This window comes from Homoserinimonas aerilata (genome assembly GCF_006716125.1).
Classification (GTDB): Bacteria; Actinomycetota; Actinomycetes; order Actinomycetales; family Microbacteriaceae; genus Homoserinimonas; species Homoserinimonas aerilata.
Genome location: NZ_VFOM01000001.1, coordinates 1,283,023 through 1,299,252 on the forward strand (window position 1 = coordinate 1,283,023; position 16,230 = coordinate 1,299,252).

Consider the following 16,230-nt stretch of genomic DNA (forward strand, 5'->3'; position numbering starts at 1 on the left):
TGTCGCGAACTCGGAGCCGATTAACAGTCGCAGGGCCCTGAACTCGGCCCGAATGCCCCGAATCAGCCGGGGCGGACGACAGCGCTCAACGGCGCCGTGACGTCATATTCGACCAGCGCATTCGGATCCTGCAGCGCCACCAGCTTCTCGAGCACACGCGCCTTGAGCGGCGTGCGATCCACACTCCCCCACACGACCCGCTGACCGACGCCGCCGAACACGAGCGTCACATCGTCCATCGTCGACGCCGTCACCCGGTCGACCCGTGCAAGCAGCGGCTCAGGAAGCGCCAGCAGCACCGACACGACCGACTCGAATGCAGCGCCCTTCGCATCCGGATCAGCCAGCTCGAGCAGCGGCACGCCCGCCGGCCGGGTCTCCGACAGCTCGATCTCCACACCCGCCGGATCCACAAGGGAATAGCCGGATGCCGTCATGAGCGACGCCATCGGCTGGCGCTCTGCGATGTGAATGATCAGGGTGTGAGGAGGAACCGCCTCGGTGACATAGCTGCGGATGAGCGGAAACGCCGACAACTCATCCGTCAACGCACCGTAGTCGAGCAGCGCGAGGGGTGTGCCGAGCTGCCCGTCGACGGCGGCGTGCACCTCGTCCGGGCTGATACGGGAGGTTCCCGTGATCTCGATCTCCTCCAGCGCGAGCAGCGGCGAATAGACGGCCACCGCGATGAGTCCCCCCAGCAGGGCCGTGACCACGAGCGCCGACAGCCATGCGAGGCGGCGGTGGCGCGAGCGACGGGTGAAACGCCTGACCTCGAGCTTCTCGAAGCGGCGCCGCTCATGAGCTGCACGGCGGGCCTGACGCTGTGCCGCCCGAAGCGTGCTCTTCTCCGAGGCTGCAGCCTTCGCTCCCCCACGATCACTCGCGCCAGGGACGGGGTCTCCGGATGCACGAGCGCCGGCGGGCGAGGCGGCAGAAGGCGGTGCCCCGATCACCGGGATGCTGTCGGTGTCGACATCGTCGGCCACCGGACGGCGGGAGCGCTTCACCTTCGACGGCGTCGACGCGTCCTTGGCGGCATCCGATCGCCTCAGTCGCGCACCGATGCCCTGCAGCGGCCTCCTGCGCTTCGTGGGAGTCCCCTCGACAGGCTTTCCACCCACTGCATCATCCGGGAGGCCGGCACCCGTGGGCGTCGCCCTGCGGTCGAACCCCTCAGGACGCTTCATGCACTGTCACGTCCCACAGAATCGAGAGCAGCGAGCAACTGCGGGATGATCAGGTGGATGTCGCCGCCGCCCATGGGCACGAGCAGATCACCCTCGCGGGCGATCGACGCCGCATACTCCGCGGCCTGCTGCCAGCCATCGAAATAGCGCACAACATCCGGATCTCCGAACTGCTCCGCGATCAGGGCACCGGTCACACCGGGCAGCGGATCCTGACGCGCGCCGTAGATCGGCACGATCACCGTATGGTCGGCGAGACGCTCGAACGCCTGCGCGAACTCTCCCGCCATGTCGCGCGTGCGGGTGAAGAGATGCGGCTGGAAGATCGGGATGACCCTGCCGCCCGCCGCGACGCCACGGGCGCCAGAAAGCGCCGCCTCGACCTCTGTCGGGTGATGCGCGAAGTCATCGAACACGCGAACCCCGCGCACCTCGCCGCGGAACTCGAAACGACGCTCCGCTCCCTCGAAACCCGCGATGGCGTCGAGCGAACGACGCGGGTCGAAGCCGAGGCCGACGAGCACGGCGAAAGCACCGGCCGCATTGATCGCATTGTGCATCCCCGCGACCTTCATCTCGACGGCGTGGTCGAACCCCTCCCACGAGAGTGTGAAGGAGACCGTCGCACCCGACTCGACCGAATGGAGGCGCACATCCGCGGAAGCATCCGTGCCGAAGGTGAGCACCCTCCGCGCCGAGAGACGGCTCGTGATGTCGACGGCCCCGGGATCGTCGGAGGAGATCACGACCAGCTCGTCTGCGGCATCCGCAAAAGAGATGAAGGCCTCTTCGAAGGCCTCCCGCGAGCCGTAATGATCGAGGTGATCGGGGTCGACATTGGTCACCAACACGACGGAGGTGTCGTAGAGCAGGAAGGAGCCGTCGGACTCATCCGCCTCCACCACGAAGACCTCGCCCGAGCCATACGCCGCGCTCACCCCGAGCGAGCGGATGACACCGCCGTTCACGAAACTCGGGTCGGCGCCGAGCGCCTTCAGCGCCGTCACGATCATCGCCGTCGACGTCGTCTTGCCATGCGCGCCTGCAACCGCCACGAGTCTGTCCTGCCGGGTCAACCAGGCGAGGGCCTGCGCCCTGTGGATGATCGGTGTGCCCCGGTCGCGCGCCGCGCGATACTCGGGATTGTCCTCAGAGATCGCCCCCGTCACCACGAGGGTGTCTGCAGCGCCGATGTTCGCCGCGTCATGGCCGATCGCGACCGACACACCCTTCGCCCGCAACGCCTCGACGGTGGCCCCTTCGCGGGCGTCCGAGCCCGTCACGGGAATGCCCGCATCAACGAACAGGGCCGCGATGCCGCTCATCCCGGCACCGCCGATGCCGACGAAGTGCACGGAACCCAGCTCGTCTGGAACCTGCTGGGAGAAATCCGACTTGATCATCGTGCCTAACTTATCCTGACTGCCTCGTGGATCAGCCCCACCATACGATCGGTTCCGTCACGCATGCCGATCGACGCCGCAGCACCCGCCATCTCGCTCAGTGCCCGACGATCCTGCAGTAGCGGGACCAGGGATGTTCCAACCCATTCGGGAGTGAAGACGGCGTTGTCGACGAGACGGGCCGCACCCGACTCCACCGCCTGCCGAGCGTTGAGCCGCTGCTCGCCGTTACCGATGGCCAGAGGAACATAGACGGCCGGGATGCGCAGGGCCGTCAACTCGCTGACCGTCGCGGAACCCGCCCGCGACACCGCGAGATCGGCCACGGCGAGAGCCAGGTCCATCCTGTCGCAGTAATCGATCGCATGATGATGCTTCAGGGTCTGGCCCCGCAGGTCGCCGCGCTCCCCCGTGATGTGAAGCAGCTGCCATCCCGCACCGATCACGCCCGCTGCGGAGGCCAAGACCGTGTCGTTGATGCGCTTCGCGCCGAGCGAGCCGCCGGTCACAAGAAGGGTCTGACGTGCAGCATCGAGGCCGAAGAACTCGATCGCCTCCGCGCGGGACGCATGCCTGTCGAGCTCCTCGATCTCACGACGCAGGGGCATCCCCACCAGCCGGGCGTGCCGCAGCCTTGTTCCGGGGAACGCGACACCGACGAAACGGGTGAGCATGCTGCCGAACCGATTGGCCATGCCGGGCCGGGCATTCGCCTCGTGCACGACCATGGGGAGACGGGCACGTCGGGCAGCCAGATAGGCGGGTGCCGCGACATAGCCTCCGACCCCGACCACGACATCAACCTCACGCTCCTCGAGCGTCTGCACGATCGAGCCGACCATGGCTCGGAACCTGCCCGGGAATGTCAGCATCGCGCGACCCGGACGACGAGGAAACGGCACCTTCGGCACCACGACGAGCTCATAGCCGCGCTGCGGCACCAGCCGTGCCTCAAGTCCCTCCGCCGTGCCCAGCACGATGATCTCGGACTCCGGCTCACGCTCGCGGAGCCTGTCGGCCATCGCGAGCAGGGGGTTCACATGACCAGCGGTCCCCCCACCGGCCAGAAGATACCTCGTCACGAGTCGACCCGACCGTGTGCGTCGGCGCGAGCCGCCGGTCGTGGCACAGGCTTGCGCGCGAAGGAGAGGACAACACCGATGGCGATCATGCTGCTGATGAGCGCCGTGCCACCAGACGAGATCAGCGGCAACGGAACGCCCAGCACCGGCAACACCCCCAACACCACCGCGATGTTCACGAAGGCCTGTCCTGCGAGCCAGACCATGACTGCGCTCGTCGCGATCTTGGCGAACGGGTCCGGATTTGCCCGAATGATGCGGACAAATGCGATCACCATGATGATGAAGAGCACCAGCACGAGCAACGCACCGATCAGTCCGAGCTCCTCGCCGATGATGGCGAAGATGAAGTCATTGTCTGCCTCGGGAAGCCAGTTCCACTTGGCCTTCGAGTTGCCGAGCCCCTCACCGAAGACGCCGCCGGATGCCAGCGCCCACCACCCGTGAAGCGTCTGCCAGCAGTACCCGAGCTGGTCGTCGCTCGTTCCGCATCCGGCCTGCCAGGTGGCGATCCGGTCCTGTCTGGAGAGGGTGCCGAAGGCCAGTAACACGGCACCGACCGCACCGACCGCGATCGTGAGTGCCAGATGGGTGAGCTTCGCGCCGGCGAAGAACAGCGTTCCGAGGATCATGCCCGCAAGGATGACGACGGTTCCGAGGTCACCCCCGGCCATGACGAGGCCCACAGCGACGATGGTCACCGGGGCGATCGGGATCGCGAGTTCTCGCCAGTCGCCGAGAACACCCTGCTTGCGCGAGAGGATCAGTGCCAGCCAGATGACCAGGGCGAGCTTGACCAGCTCGGAGGGCTGGAACTGGATGGAGCCGATGGCGATCCAGTTTCGGTTTCCGTTGACGTTGACGCCCAGCGGGGTGGCCACGGTGAGGAACTGGAGGGCGACGGCACCGACGACGGCGATCCCGGCCCATCGCTTCCAGAACGCCGCGCGAGCGCGCGAAGCCAGAAGCATCAACGGGAGGCCTATGGCTGCGAACAGGGCCTGGCGGCTGAAGCTGCCGAAGAAGCCGCCCGACTCTGTGTAGGACGTCACCGAGGACGACGACAGAACCATGACGAGGCCGAGCGCGACGAGGAACAGGGTCGTACCCAGGAGCAGGAAGTAGTTGCCCGTCTCCGCCCCGAAGAGCCTGCGCACCGCAATCACCGCGGCGGCACCGGAACGGCCAGAGGAAGCCGCGTCGCCACGCTCCGGAGCCGGATGACCCTGCGGGCCACGTCTGTCATGGCCGCCGGGAATCGGGCGGCGTGGCGGACTCGCAGTCATCGGCCTCTCCTCCCCAACATCTTCCGGTTTTCGACCGGCACCCCGGAACGGCGGCATCCGCCCCGGTGCAGCTTTCGGCAGTGCTCGCCGAACCCACCTGACTAGTGTCGGTTGCGCGATCAGCGATCGGCGTGAGGCACGACGCGTGTCGCCGATCGCCACCCAGACCCTCTGCGAACGCTCAGCCTTCGAAGGTCGGCCTGCCACCCCGGATGCTTGAGAGCGCACCGTGGACTGCCACCACCGGCACACCGTAGGAACGGACGAGGGCGGATGCTGCCAGCACGTTCACGACAGAACCTCGATCGCCGAGACCCGATTCGGTGAGCTTCTCGACCGTCGTCAACTCGATCGCGCTCGCAAGCCGATCATCGTGGAACGCGCGGTCGACGAGGATCCCGTCGACGAGCCCCAGATCGCTCGGTCCGGGCGTGCCGAGATCGAAACCGATGGCCCGGCACCCCTCGACCACGTTCGCGCCCTCCACCATGGCAAGTGTGTCGGCGTCCGAGCGGTTGTAGATGCAGGCCACCCTGCTGTTCTCGTAGACGCGTGCTGTGGCAGCGAGATACTCGCCACGGCTGCCGTGCCAGTCGACAGGCCCACTGCCCGCCTCGATGCACAGGCTCGACCAGGCCGACAACGAGCGTGTGTAGTGCAGTTGCGCGCTCGACAGCTCGATGGTGAGCACATCCCAACCGACGGGGTCACGGATGGCGTCGAGAACGGGGATGCCCAGATTGCCGCACGCGAGCGTGCGCAGGCCACCCTCGAGGAGCATCGCCTCGGCCAGAAGCGTTGTCTCCGCTGCGCCGCCCGCACCCGTGACAAGGAGCCAGTCGGCGGGCTTGCCCACCTTGTCTCGCAACCGCCAGGCCAGCTCGATGTCGCCCCAGAGCGGGATGCCCGCCTCCTCGACGTGACGGATCAGTGGATGCTGCGGCGAGAAGCCCGGGGAGGCCACCACGAGCTCGGGCTCGAAGTCGAACAACTCGTCAGCACTCGCGTCGTCGAATACCCGGTCGATGAGGCGTGCCCCGATCACCTGCAGCAGTTCGGCCCGGCGGGCGTCGTGCGACGGCGAGAACACGAGGACCTCTGCCCCGAGCTCGACCAGCGTGTCGGCGACGGAGAATCCCGTGACCCCCAGACCGAGCACCGCGACGCGCAGCCCGCGCCAATCGTCATGCCAGCTGCGCAGCGATTCGACACGAGATTCCATGCCGCCCGCCTCAGCCATCGATGCTCCTCATCATGGCGTGTGGGTCAGCCATTCGATGTAGAAGAGGAATACGCCGGATGCCACGAAGAGCCCCGCGATGAGCCAGAAGCGCACCACGATGGTCACCTCGGCCCAGCCCTGCATCTCGAAGTGGTGGTGGAGTGGGCTGGCCTTCCAGATCCGCCTGCCCTTCGTCGCCTTGAAGTAGATTCGCTGGATGATCACCTGGCTGGTGACAACCACGAAGAGGCCACCGATGAAGACCAGCAACAGCTCGGTGCGCGAGAGGATGGCCAGCGCTGCGAGTGCGCCGCCGAGGCCGAAGGAGCCGGTGTCGCCCATCATGATCTGGGCGGGCGAGGTGTTCCACCAGAGGAAGCCGATGAGCGCGCCCACGATCGCGGCCGCGATGACCGCGAGTTCGAGCGGGCTCGACATGTCGTAGCACTTGTACGCGACATCCGGGTCGAGCGCCGGGTTCTGGCACCACTGGTTCTGCTGCCAGAAGCCGATGATCACATAGGAGCCGATCGCGAAGATCGACGAGCCGGCCGCGAGACCGTCGAGACCGTCTGTGAGGTTGACCGCGTTGGAGACCGCTGTGGTCAGGAAGGATATCCAGATGATCACGAGCACGATGCCGACGCCGGCCCCGAAGATCGCGGTGAGATCGAGGAACGACAGATCGCGGGCGAAGGAGATCGCCGTCGATGCCGGCGAGACCCCGTTCTCGTCCGTGTACAGCAGTGCGATGAGCGAGAAGGCGATCGAGACGATGATGGTGCCGATGATCTTGCCCGGCCCGCTCAGCCCGAGGCTGTTCTGCCGGCTGACCTTCATGTAGTCGTCGATGAAGCCGACACCGCCGAGGCCCACCATCATGAAGATGACGAGCAGCGCCGATACCGAGGGTGCCTCCTGACTGAGCAGCTTGCCGACGAAATAGCCGATCACCGCGGCGATGATGAACACCACGCCGCCCATCGACGGCGTTCCGCGCTTGACCACATGCGTTGTCGGTGTGTCGGCTCGGACGAACTGGCCGAGATTCATCCGCCGGAAGGCGTTGGCGAAGACCGGGGTCAGGAACAGCGAGAAGAACATCGAGACGCCGCCGGCGACGAGGAGCGCGATCACGAGGCGACTCCCTGGACAGGCCCGGACGCCAGCCGGGCCGCAAGCCCCTGGAGTCCGCCGTCACGCGACGACTTCACCAGCACGACATCTCCCGCGTCCAACTCGTCACGGAGAAGATCGTATGCCTGCTCCGGGCCGTTCACGAGGATCGACTCTCCGTCCCATGAACCTTCGAGCCCTGCAGCATTGTGAATGTGTCGAGCATCGTGACCCACGACGACGAGCTTCTTGACGTTGAGGCGCACCACCAGTCGACCGATCCTGTCGTGGAGTTCGCGATTCAGTTCGTCTTCCTCCTCGACACTCGAAGCCGCCCCGTCGCCGTCGAGTTCTCCGAGCACGGCGACGGTGCGCCGCCCCTCCATCCCGATCACGGCGAGCGTCTTCAGCGCGGCCGCTGTCGATGCGGCGGTCGCTGAAGCAGCATCATCGATGACGAGCAAACCGTCGGGCCTGCGCAGTGGCTCCATGGTCGCCGTTCCTGTGGCGTCGAGCGCCTCCAGCCCCTCGATGGCGTCTCCGAGCGGCACACCCAGGGCGTGCGCGGCCGCGAGACTCGCAATCGCCGATGTGACGAGATGTTCGCCGAGAAGCGCGAGACGTACCCTGTGCGAGGATCCCGCAAGCACCGCGCTGAACAACGTGCCCTGCGAACTCGATTCGATGTCGGTGGCCCTGACATCCGCAAGCTCCGAGAAGCCGAAGGTCACGACTCTGGCTCCGGATGCGCTGGCCAGGTCGACGAGGCGCGGCTCGTCAGCGGTCACGACGGCCACGGACGAAGAGTCGAGGCCGGACAGCGCCTCGCTCCAGGACTGCGAAGAGACGGCATCGTCACGGGTGCGACCGCGTGCGAGCAGCACGAGCAGACCGCCCGGCCCAACCGCCGGAAGCACTCCTGCGGCGTGCAGCATCCTGTTCGTGCTGGCGCGCCCGACCATGCCCACTGTCGTCACTGCGGCGGGCACTTCTGCGCCCATCTAGGCCCAACCCGCATCGCGGAGGGCATCGCGGGCGAGCGCACGCGCCGAATACGGCGTGCGGACGCCGCGGATATCGCGATAGTCCTGATGCCCGGGACCCGCCCAGAGGATCGAGTCGCCCTCTTGGGCCAGAGACACCGTGAAGCGGATCGCATCCTCAGGGGGACTCACCTCGTGCAGCTCCGCCTGATGCTCGGCCAGAGCCGCACCCTCGATGAGGGTGCGGCGGATCGATGCAGGATCCTCGAAACGCGGGTGGTGGTCGGTGATGACGAGGATGTCGGAATGTTCCGACGCGACCCTCCCCATCTCGTGCCGCTTCGTCGCATCCCGGTCGCCATCCGCGCCGAACAGCATGATCACACGGCCCGTCGTGAAGGTGCGCACGGCCGTGAGGGTGTTGAGGAAGGCATCCGGGCTGTGACCGAAGTCAACGAACACTGCGGGGCCGCGGTCTCCTGAGACCCGTTCGGTGCGACCCGGAAGATATGCGTCGATGCCACCCTGGATGGCGTGGCCGATCGCCTCGAGCTCGAAGCCCGCCTCGACCAGCATCACGATCGCGACGGCCGCATTCGCCGCCATGTGTCGACCGATGAGCGGAACGCTCGTCTCGATGGACCGGTTCTCTGGGCCTGTCAGCCTGAACGAGGTGTACGCGGCGGTCTCGTCAAGGATTTCGACGCGCCACTCCGCATCCGCACCCTCGACGGATGTCACCGTCGTGACGGGGATGCGCGAGGCCGACACGATCCGCTCACCCCACGGTGAGTCGAGCGAGACGACGCCGCGGCGGGCCCGGTCGGGGTCGAAGAACACGAGCTTCGCCTCGAAGTACTCCTCCATGTCGGCGTAGTCGTCCAGGTGGTCATGGCTGAGGTTGGTGAATGCGACGATGTCGAAGTCGATGCCGTCGACGCGGTTGCGGCTCAGAGCCTGGGCGCTCACCTCGAGCACGACGGCCCGCACCTCGCTCTCGCGCATCCGCGCGAGAAGACCGTGAATCTCGCTCGCCTCAGGCGTCGTCAGCCTGCTGACGACCGAGAGCTCACCGATGTGGCGCTCCGCCGTCGTGCTCAGACCGGTAACGAGACCCAGCTGCTTCAGGATGCCCTCGAGGATGTACGAGGTCGAGGTCTTGCCGTTCGTTCCGGTCACGCCGAGCGTGAGCGGGGGGTGCACGTTCGTCTGATAGACCCAGGCCGAGACGGCGCCGAGCGCCGCCCGAGGAGAGTCGACGAGGATGACGGGAAGCCCGCTGTCTGCGGCAAGCTCGGCGCCCCCGGCGTCGGTGAGCAGTGCCACGGCGCCCGACTCGCGCGCATCGACCGCGAAGCTGGCCCCATGGGCGACGGCCCCGGGAACGCCGACGAAGAGATCGCCCGGTTGCACCTCGTTGGATCGCAGCGTAATGCCGGTGACCTCGACGCCGTCAAGGGAGCCTCGATGCTCGAGCTCGAATTCTGAGACGAGACCGGCCAGCGATCTCGCCGACGGATGCTCCGGCCTGAGGACCGGGGGAATCCGATCAGACAATTGATCCTCTTTCTACGGGGTCTGCGTCACCAGGTCGTCGGCAGATTGGGGGCCGGCTCTGTCGACGGCTCCACCCGATACGCCTTGAGTACCTGGGTCATGACCTTCTGGAAGGTCGGAGCAGCCGCGGCCGAAGTCTTTATAGTAGTCGGCTTCACGAAGCTGACGATGACTGCGTATTCGGGGTTCTCGGCGGGAGCCAGACCTGCGACGGAGACGATGCGCTCCCTCGTGTAGACGCCGTTCTCCGCGACCTCTGCCGTACCCGTCTTCGCCGCGACCCTGTAGCCGGGAATCTGCAGTTGCGAGGCGAGATAACCGCCCGTGGCGACCGATTCCATCATCGCGAGCACCTGATCCGCGGTCGACTCGGAGACGACGTTCACAGGCGCCGGCGTCTCGCGCGGAACGACCGTGCCGTCGGCCTTCGTGCAACTCTCGACGAGGGTGAGCGGAAGCCGCACTCCCCCATTTCCGAGCGTCTGGAAGACGCTCGCCATCTGGGCCATCGTCGCCGAGACGCCCTGCCCGTAGGAGACGTCGTACTTCTGCTGGCTGTCCCAGTAGTCCGAGAGGAGACCCTTCGACTCACCCTGAAAGCCCACCGCCGTGTAGTCGCCGATGCCGAACTTCTTGAAGTAGTCGTAGCGGAGCGAGCTGGGCATCTGGGTGGCGAGCATCGAGATACCGACGTTGGAGGACTGCTCGAGGATGCCCGCGAGGGTGAGGTTGAGCGGCCCGTGAGCGGTCGCATCCCTGACGACTCCTCCCTCGGGGGTCTGGTAGATGCCCGGAACGGTCAGCTTGGTGCCCGTGGACGCGTAGCCCTCCTCGATGAGCATGGCCGCGCTCATGGGCTTGAAGGTCGAGCCCTGCTCGTAGGCCGCGTTGAAGACATGCGAACCCATGTTCGCAACATCCGTGGCATCGACATCATTGGGGTCGAGTGCCGGCCAGTCAGCAGCCGCCATGATGTGCGCGTCCTTGACCCGCACCACGATGGCGTTGGCCGACTCGGCGCCGAGGGCCGTGGCCTGCTCGGCCAGACGCTGGGCCACGAACCACTGCAGGTCACTGTCGATCGAGAGCTTGAGCGTGCCGCCGTCGACTGCGTCCTCCGTGACCACCGTGCTGCCCGGCAGTCGCACACCGTCGAGCCCGCGTTCATAGGTGGATGTGCCATCGACCTTGTCGAGACAACCGTTCTCGCTGTACTCGAGGCCGTTGAGCGGGTCGTCCTTACCGATGAATCCGACGAGATTGCCCGCGACAGCACCATTCGGATAGGTACGCGTCGGCTTCGACTCGAAGAAGACCCACGGGATGTTCAGCTCGCGCACCGCCCGGAACTGTTCGGTGTCGAGATTCTTAGTGAGGAGCACCCAGTTCGACTCGGGGTCGGCCATGAGCGTCGTGTACAGGGCTGCGGGATCTCCGCCGGTGATCTCAGCGATCTCCGTCAGGGCATCCAAGGTCGTGACGGTGACCTTGCTCTTCGTTCCGTCCTCCGCCGTGATCGTGCGATCGAAGCTCGGCTTCACATTCTTCGGAGCAGCGGTGACGTCATATCGCAGCACGGTGGCGGCGAGATCCACGCCATTGGTGTCGATGATGGAACCACGCAGCCCGAATGTCTTGGTCGCGACGGCTCGCTTGTTCAGCGACGCCGCATTCAGCTCATCCGCCCGCACGACCTGGAAGTCGACCAGCCGCACCACGAAGACGGAGACGATCGCCAGCGTGACAAGGATCGCTACGGAGAGCCTGCGCCCTGACATCCGTGGGTTGTTCACTGTCGCCCTTCACTCAATCCTGGTGACCACCGCGGTGATCTCTTCACGACGCCATGCCCTAGCGGGTCTGCGGTGCCGGAATCCCATCTGGGGACGACGCTACAGAACCGCCCTCCGTCTGAGCATCCGACGCGCCCAGCATGCCGCCGGCGGTGGTGTCGGATGCCTTCTCCGTGTCGGACGCGGACTGGGCCGCCAGGATCGCCCCCATGTCGGGGATGTCATTGATCAGCGAATTCTGGACAAGAAGCGAACCGTTCGAACCGATCACGCTGCCCGCATCCGCGCTCGCAGCAGTCGGCTGCCCCATCACCGCACCCGTCGCGAGACTGAGGTAGACGGCACTGTCATTGCTGACCATGCCGAGCGACTCAGCGCGAACCGCAAGATTCTGTGGGGAGTTGAGCACATCGAGCTTCTCGGTCGCGATCTGCTCGTCCCTGGTCAGCTCCTTCTGCTGCGACTGCAGGGCAGCGATCTCGTAGGCCCCGTCGGCCAACGCAATGCTCAGGAGCAACTGGGAGACCAGAACGGCGAAGAGCCCTCCGACGACGACGAGCGCATAGGCGAGCTTGGGGCGGGCCCGACGCTGCGAACGACTCGGCGCGATCTCGATGTAAGGAGCGCGCTCGTCACGCGAGGGACGCGGCGACTGCTGCGGGAGACTGACGGCGAGACTACTCGTCATACTGCTGCCCTCACTCTCTCTGCTGCCCTCAGGCGCACCGGAATCGAACGGGGATTGCGCTGCTTCTCCTCCTCAGAGGCGAGCTCCGCACCGCGGACCAGAAGTTTCAGCTGCGGCGCATGCTCCGGAAGCTCGACAGGCAGGCCGGCAGGTGCCGATGACGACGACGCGGCCGCCAGACAACGCTTGACCAGACGATCCTCGAGCGACTGGTAGGCCAGAACGACGATGCGACCGCCCACCGCGAGCGAATCGAGCGCCTCGGGGATCGCCCTCTCCAGCACGGCAAGCTCCTGGTTGACCTCGATACGCAGCGCCTGGAAGACACGCTTCGCCGGATGCCCCTTGCGCTGTATGGCCACAGGGGTCGCCGCGGTGATGATCTCGACGAGCTGCGCCGAGCGCACGATGGGTTCCTCCTGGCGGCGCTGCACGATGCGCTGCGCATAACGGGGAGCGAGCCGTTCCTCGCCATAGTCGCGGAAGATGCGGCGGAGGTCAGCCTCGCTGTACTCGGCGAGGATGCGCTCGGCGGTCAGCTCGGACGTCGCATCCATCCGCATGTCGAGCGGGGCGTCCTTCGAATAGGAGAAGCCGCGCTCGACGCGATCGAGTTGAAGCGAGGACACACCCAGATCGAAGAGGATCGCCTGCACGCTCTCGACACCGATGCCCTCGATCGCCTCGGCAAAGCGGTCGTACACAGTGTGGACGAGGCGAACCCGGTCGCCGAAAGCCGAGAGCCGCTCCCCCGCGATCGCGAGCGCATCGAGGTCGCGATCGAGGCCGATGAGTACCAGCTCGGGGAATCGGGTGAGAAATGCCTCGGCGTGCCCGCCCATGCCGAGCGTCGCATCCACAAGCACGGCACCGGGCTGCTCGAGTGCGGGCGCCAGCAGCTCGATCGTGCGCTCGAGCATGACGGGGGTGTGGATCTCGGAGAGTCCCTGTTCTTCGACCATGGCATGTACCGGGATGGCTCCTGATTCCTGATCCCCATCCGATTCGACCTGTCACCGGGGAAGGTGCGGCAGGGCGCTCGGCTGGGAGTCAGGCAGCAGGAACTAGAAGAGTCCCGGAATCACCTCCTCGGTCGTGTCGGCGAATGCGCTCTCCTGCTCGGCGTAGTAGCTCTCCCACGCCGCCGTGTCCCAGATCTCGGCACGGTTGCCGACGCCGATGACGGTCAGCTCACGATCAAGACCCGCATAGGAGCGGAGGGCTGCGGGAATGGTGACACGGTTCTGGGAATCGGGGACCTCTGCGTTGGCGCCGGAGAGGAAGAGACGCATGTAGTCGCGCGCCTGCTTACCGGTGACGGGCGCGAGACGCATCTTGTCGGCGAGCTCTTCGAACTCGCGAGTGCTGAACACGTAGAGACACCGCTCCTGGCCGCGGGCGATGACGACGCCGTTCTCGAGCTCGGACCGGAACTTGGCCGGCAGGATGACGCGGCCCTTGTCGTCGAGCTTGGGGGCATAGGTACCAAGGAACACGCGGTCACCCCCTCAACTCTCCGGCCCGGATTCAGGTATCCCCCACTTTACTCCACTCTCCACCACAAAACAACGAAATCACGGTGTTCTCGCAGAATTGTTCACCAAACACCCCCACATTTACGGGGAGAAACGGGGGTGGAGTGGAGTGGAGGGAAAACTCCAATACCTGCCCAAAAATGGCACGAAAAAAGGGCCGACCCGAAGGCCGGCCCACAATCCCTCAGAGGGAAGGCTGGATGAGGATCAACGACTCAGCGGCCGCCACCACCCTGACGTCGCTCCCAGCGGTCATTCATGCGATCCATGAAGCCGGGGCCACGAGGCGCATGCGTCGAACCGCCGATGCGCTCCTCGGGAACCGACTTGGAACCGCGAGGCGGCGAGATGGCGAGCAGAGCGCCCACGAACACCACGATGAATCCGATGACACCGACAATCGGCTGCTTGACGATGACTCCGACGACGATCGCGGCAATGCCCAACAGCGCGATCAGGACCCCGATCGCAAGAACGCGATAGTTGGGTCGTCCGCGTCGCGGATTGACCGTTGAGACGAAATCGGCGTCGTTCTGGTAAAGACTGCGTTCCATCTCGTCCAGGAGACGCTGTTCTCGTTCTGACAGCGGCATGATGACTCCCTCCCGGCCAGCACGACAAAATGGCTGGTGACCTCCAATTGTATGCTGCCCCGGCTGGCTAGGCTAGAAGCGTGACTGAGAGTAAGCGGTTAGTTGTGCTGGTGCAGGAGACAATCGATGATTTCCTCTCGGCCCATGAGGTGACGGCGGGCGAGATAGGAGCGGAACTCTCCCCCTATATCGAGTACTCTCGGGCGCTGCTCGCGGGCGGCAAGCGCTTCAGGGCGCTGTTCTGCTACCAGGGGTGGGAGGCTGTGACGCAGTCGGCCGATTCGCGGCAGGCCGAGCTCGACTGCATCGTCAGAGTGGCTGCGGCGCTCGAAATCTTCCACGCAGCCGCGCTCGTGCATGATGACATCATCGACAGCTCAGATGTCCGCAGGGGCATGCCCGCTGCCCATCGGCGCTTCGAGCAGCTGCACCGAACATCCGGCTGGGACGGTGACGCGAGCGCATTCGGACGTTCCAGCGCAATCCTGCTCGGCGACCTCCTGCTGGGGTGGAGCGACGAACTGCTCGACGATGGGCTCTCCCGCCTGGAGAATCGAGATGCGGCACGGGCCGCTCGCCGCGAGTTCAACCGGATGCGCACAGAGGTCACCTTCGGGCAGTACCTCGACATCCTCGAAGAGCACTCCTGGCGCTCGCGGGACGAGGCGGATGTGCTCGACCGAGCCAGTCGCATCATCGTCTACAAGTCGGCGAAGTACAGCGTCGAGGCACCCCTCGTGATCGGCGCGCTCATCGGCAATGGATCGCTTGACCAGGTCGAGCACCTCCGGGACTTCGGCCTGCCCCTCGGAATCGCATTCCAACTTCGTGATGACCTGCTGGGAGTCTTCGGTGACCCGGAGCAGACAGGCAAGCCCTCAGGCGACGACCTGCGCGAGGGCAAGCGCACCGTTCTCGTGGCGATCGCGAGAAGAAAACTGCCCGGCACATCGTCTCGGCTGCTCGACGAGCTGCTCGGCGATCCGGAGCTGAACTCAGAGCAGATCCGAACCCTGCAATCGTCCATCCGTCAGAGCGGTGCCGTCGACGACGTCGAGCGGATCATCGCCACGAACACGGAGATCGCTCATTCGGCACTGCAGGATGTCGACATCTCCGACAGCGCGCAGTCGCAACTTCTCCGCCTGGCTGAATCGGTGACGCGGCGGACCGTGTAGGCCCGTCGATCACTCCAGCTAGGCGAGAGCCTGCGCGACGCGCCGAACCTCGGCCTTACGGCCTGCACGGAGTGCCTCGATGGGCGAAACACCCAGGCTCTCCTCCGGCCCGATCAGCCAATCGATCGCCTCGTCATCGCCGAAGCCGGCATCCGCGAGCACCATCAGCGTGCCCTTGAGCTCGGAGAGTGGCTCTCCATCGCGAATGAAGAGCTCAGGGACCTTCCAGACGCCATCGATGCGACGGGCCGCCAGGCTGCGATCCTCGATGAGTCTGCGAACCTTGCTGACGCCGAGGCCGAGGGCGTCGACGAGCTCGGGAATGGTCATCCAACGAATTTCGGAGGTACTTGTCACAGGAAAAGCCTGTCAGAAAATTCGTGGACTGGCTGCACATTCGCGGGCATGGCCGGACCGCGGCGTGTTCTTCCCAGCGATCGGCTCCTCTGGGCGAGTAGATAACTGTCACTTCAGTAACATCAGTCACTTTGATATCAAATATTCACTTGTTTCACATTGATCCCTTTGATTGACAGTGAGTTACATCTGTGCCAGCGTTTCGTATGGGGTCCACGCATCGTGGCCCGACCACGCGCACCGTCGC

Annotated in this window: 15 protein-coding genes; 1 reads left to right on the forward strand and 14 read right to left on the reverse strand. The window is 65.5% G+C overall.

Translation table 11 applies throughout. The features are described from left to right. Nucleotides 1–62: 62 nt before the first annotated feature. The 13 genes from FB562_RS06060 to FB562_RS06120 all read right to left on the reverse strand — a co-directional run bounded on the left by FB562_RS06060 (nt 63) and on the right by FB562_RS06120 (nt 14,448). On the reverse strand, nt 63–1,190 hold the full coding sequence (locus FB562_RS06060; RefSeq protein WP_141880324.1) for an FtsQ-type POTRA domain-containing protein: 1,128 nt from the start codon (nt 1,188–1,190) through the stop codon (nt 63–65). Next, the gene (murC, locus tag FB562_RS06065; protein WP_141880325.1) at nt 1,187–2,593 is read right to left on the reverse strand and encodes a UDP-N-acetylmuramate--L-alanine ligase; all 1,407 of its coding nucleotides are present in this window, start codon (nt 2,591–2,593) and stop codon (nt 1,187–1,189) included. The genes FB562_RS06060 and murC overlap by 4 nt, the downstream gene beginning before the upstream one ends. Nucleotides 2,594–2,598: 5 nt before the next feature. Next, a complete protein-coding gene (locus tag FB562_RS06070; protein WP_141880326.1) occupies nt 2,599–3,675 on the reverse strand; it encodes a UDP-N-acetylglucosamine--N-acetylmuramyl-(pentapeptide) pyrophosphoryl-undecaprenol N-acetylglucosamine transferase in 1,077 nt (358 codons plus the stop codon). After that, entirely contained in the window at nt 3,672–4,961 is a 1,290-nt protein-coding gene (gene ftsW / locus FB562_RS06075) for a putative lipid II flippase FtsW (protein ID WP_141880327.1), read from the reverse strand. The genes FB562_RS06070 and ftsW overlap by 4 nt, the downstream gene beginning before the upstream one ends. 181 nt (nt 4,962–5,142) lie before the next feature. Beyond that, complete coding sequence (locus FB562_RS06080; protein ID WP_141880328.1) at nt 5,143–6,201, reverse strand: Mur ligase family protein; 1,059 nt, start codon at nt 6,199–6,201, stop codon at nt 5,143–5,145. A gap of 12 nt (nt 6,202–6,213) precedes the next feature. Beyond that, on the reverse strand, nt 6,214–7,320 hold the full coding sequence (gene mraY / locus FB562_RS06085) for a phospho-N-acetylmuramoyl-pentapeptide-transferase (protein ID WP_141880329.1): 1,107 nt from the start codon (nt 7,318–7,320) through the stop codon (nt 6,214–6,216). Further along, on the reverse strand, nt 7,317–8,300 hold the full coding sequence (locus FB562_RS06090; protein WP_141880330.1) for a glutamate ligase domain-containing protein: 984 nt from the start codon (nt 8,298–8,300) through the stop codon (nt 7,317–7,319). Before FB562_RS06090 ends, mraY begins: the two co-directional genes overlap by 4 nt. Beyond that, nucleotides 8,301–9,839 (reverse strand): Mur ligase family protein, encoded by a 1,539-nt coding sequence (locus FB562_RS06095; protein ID WP_141880331.1) that lies wholly within the window; start codon nt 9,837–9,839, stop codon nt 8,301–8,303. 26 nt (nt 9,840–9,865) lie between these two features. Beyond that, nucleotides 9,866–11,617, reverse strand: a complete 1,752-nt coding sequence (locus FB562_RS06100; RefSeq protein WP_141880332.1) for a peptidoglycan D,D-transpeptidase FtsI family protein — start codon at nt 11,615–11,617, stop codon at nt 9,866–9,868. 73 nt (nt 11,618–11,690) lie between these two features. Beyond that, a complete protein-coding gene (ftsL, locus tag FB562_RS06105; RefSeq protein ID WP_141880333.1) occupies nt 11,691–12,320 on the reverse strand; it encodes a cell division protein FtsL in 630 nt (209 codons plus the stop codon). Beyond that, complete coding sequence (gene rsmH / locus FB562_RS06110; protein WP_141880334.1) at nt 12,317–13,282, reverse strand: 16S rRNA (cytosine(1402)-N(4))-methyltransferase RsmH; 966 nt, start codon at nt 13,280–13,282, stop codon at nt 12,317–12,319. The genes ftsL and rsmH overlap by 4 nt, the downstream gene beginning before the upstream one ends. 102 nt (nt 13,283–13,384) lie before the next feature. Next, on the reverse strand, nt 13,385–13,816 hold the full coding sequence (gene mraZ / locus FB562_RS06115; RefSeq protein WP_141880335.1) for a division/cell wall cluster transcriptional repressor MraZ: 432 nt from the start codon (nt 13,814–13,816) through the stop codon (nt 13,385–13,387). 254 nt (nt 13,817–14,070) lie between these two features. Further along, the gene (locus FB562_RS06120) at nt 14,071–14,448 is read right to left on the reverse strand and encodes a DUF3040 domain-containing protein (RefSeq protein WP_141880336.1); all 378 of its coding nucleotides are present in this window, start codon (nt 14,446–14,448) and stop codon (nt 14,071–14,073) included. 80 nt (nt 14,449–14,528) lie between these two features. Here FB562_RS06120 and FB562_RS06125 point away from each other — a divergent pair, with 80 nt between their 5' ends. Beyond that, entirely contained in the window at nt 14,529–15,626 is a 1,098-nt protein-coding gene (locus FB562_RS06125; protein WP_141880337.1) for a polyprenyl synthetase family protein, read from the forward strand. A gap of 18 nt (nt 15,627–15,644) precedes the next feature. Here FB562_RS06125 and FB562_RS06130 read toward each other — a convergent pair whose 3' ends face one another. Next, the gene (locus tag FB562_RS06130) at nt 15,645–15,956 is read right to left on the reverse strand and encodes an Rv2175c family DNA-binding protein (RefSeq protein ID WP_141880338.1); all 312 of its coding nucleotides are present in this window, start codon (nt 15,954–15,956) and stop codon (nt 15,645–15,647) included. Between the last annotated feature and the right edge of the window lie 274 nt (nt 15,957–16,230).

Coding starts and splice junctions, on each gene's coding strand:
- FB562_RS06120 (WP_141880336.1), bottom strand. CDS start 14,448: ATGCCGCTGTCAGAACGAGAACAGCGTCTCCTGGACGAGATGGAACGC.
- ftsL (WP_141880333.1), bottom strand. CDS start 12,320: ATGACGAGTAGTCTCGCCGTCAGTCTCCCGCAGCAGTCGCCGCGTCCC.
- ftsW (WP_141880327.1), bottom strand. CDS start 4,961: ATGACTGCGAGTCCGCCACGCCGCCCGATTCCCGGCGGCCATGACAGA.
- FB562_RS06060 (WP_141880324.1), bottom strand. CDS start 1,190: ATGAAGCGTCCTGAGGGGTTCGACCGCAGGGCGACGCCCACGGGTGCC.
- FB562_RS06080 (WP_141880328.1), bottom strand. CDS start 6,201: ATGGCTGAGGCGGGCGGCATGGAATCTCGTGTCGAATCGCTGCGCAGC.
- FB562_RS06090 (WP_141880330.1), bottom strand. CDS start 8,300: ATGGGCGCAGAAGTGCCCGCCGCAGTGACGACAGTGGGCATGGTCGGG.
- murC (WP_141880325.1), bottom strand. CDS start 2,593: ATGATCAAGTCGGATTTCTCCCAGCAGGTTCCAGACGAGCTGGGTTCC.
- FB562_RS06100 (WP_141880332.1), bottom strand. CDS start 11,617: ATGTCAGGGCGCAGGCTCTCCGTAGCGATCCTTGTCACGCTGGCGATC.
- rsmH (WP_141880334.1), bottom strand. CDS start 13,282: ATGGTCGAAGAACAGGGACTCTCCGAGATCCACACCCCCGTCATGCTC.
- FB562_RS06130 (WP_141880338.1), bottom strand. CDS start 15,956: ATGACCATTCCCGAGCTCGTCGACGCCCTCGGCCTCGGCGTCAGCAAG.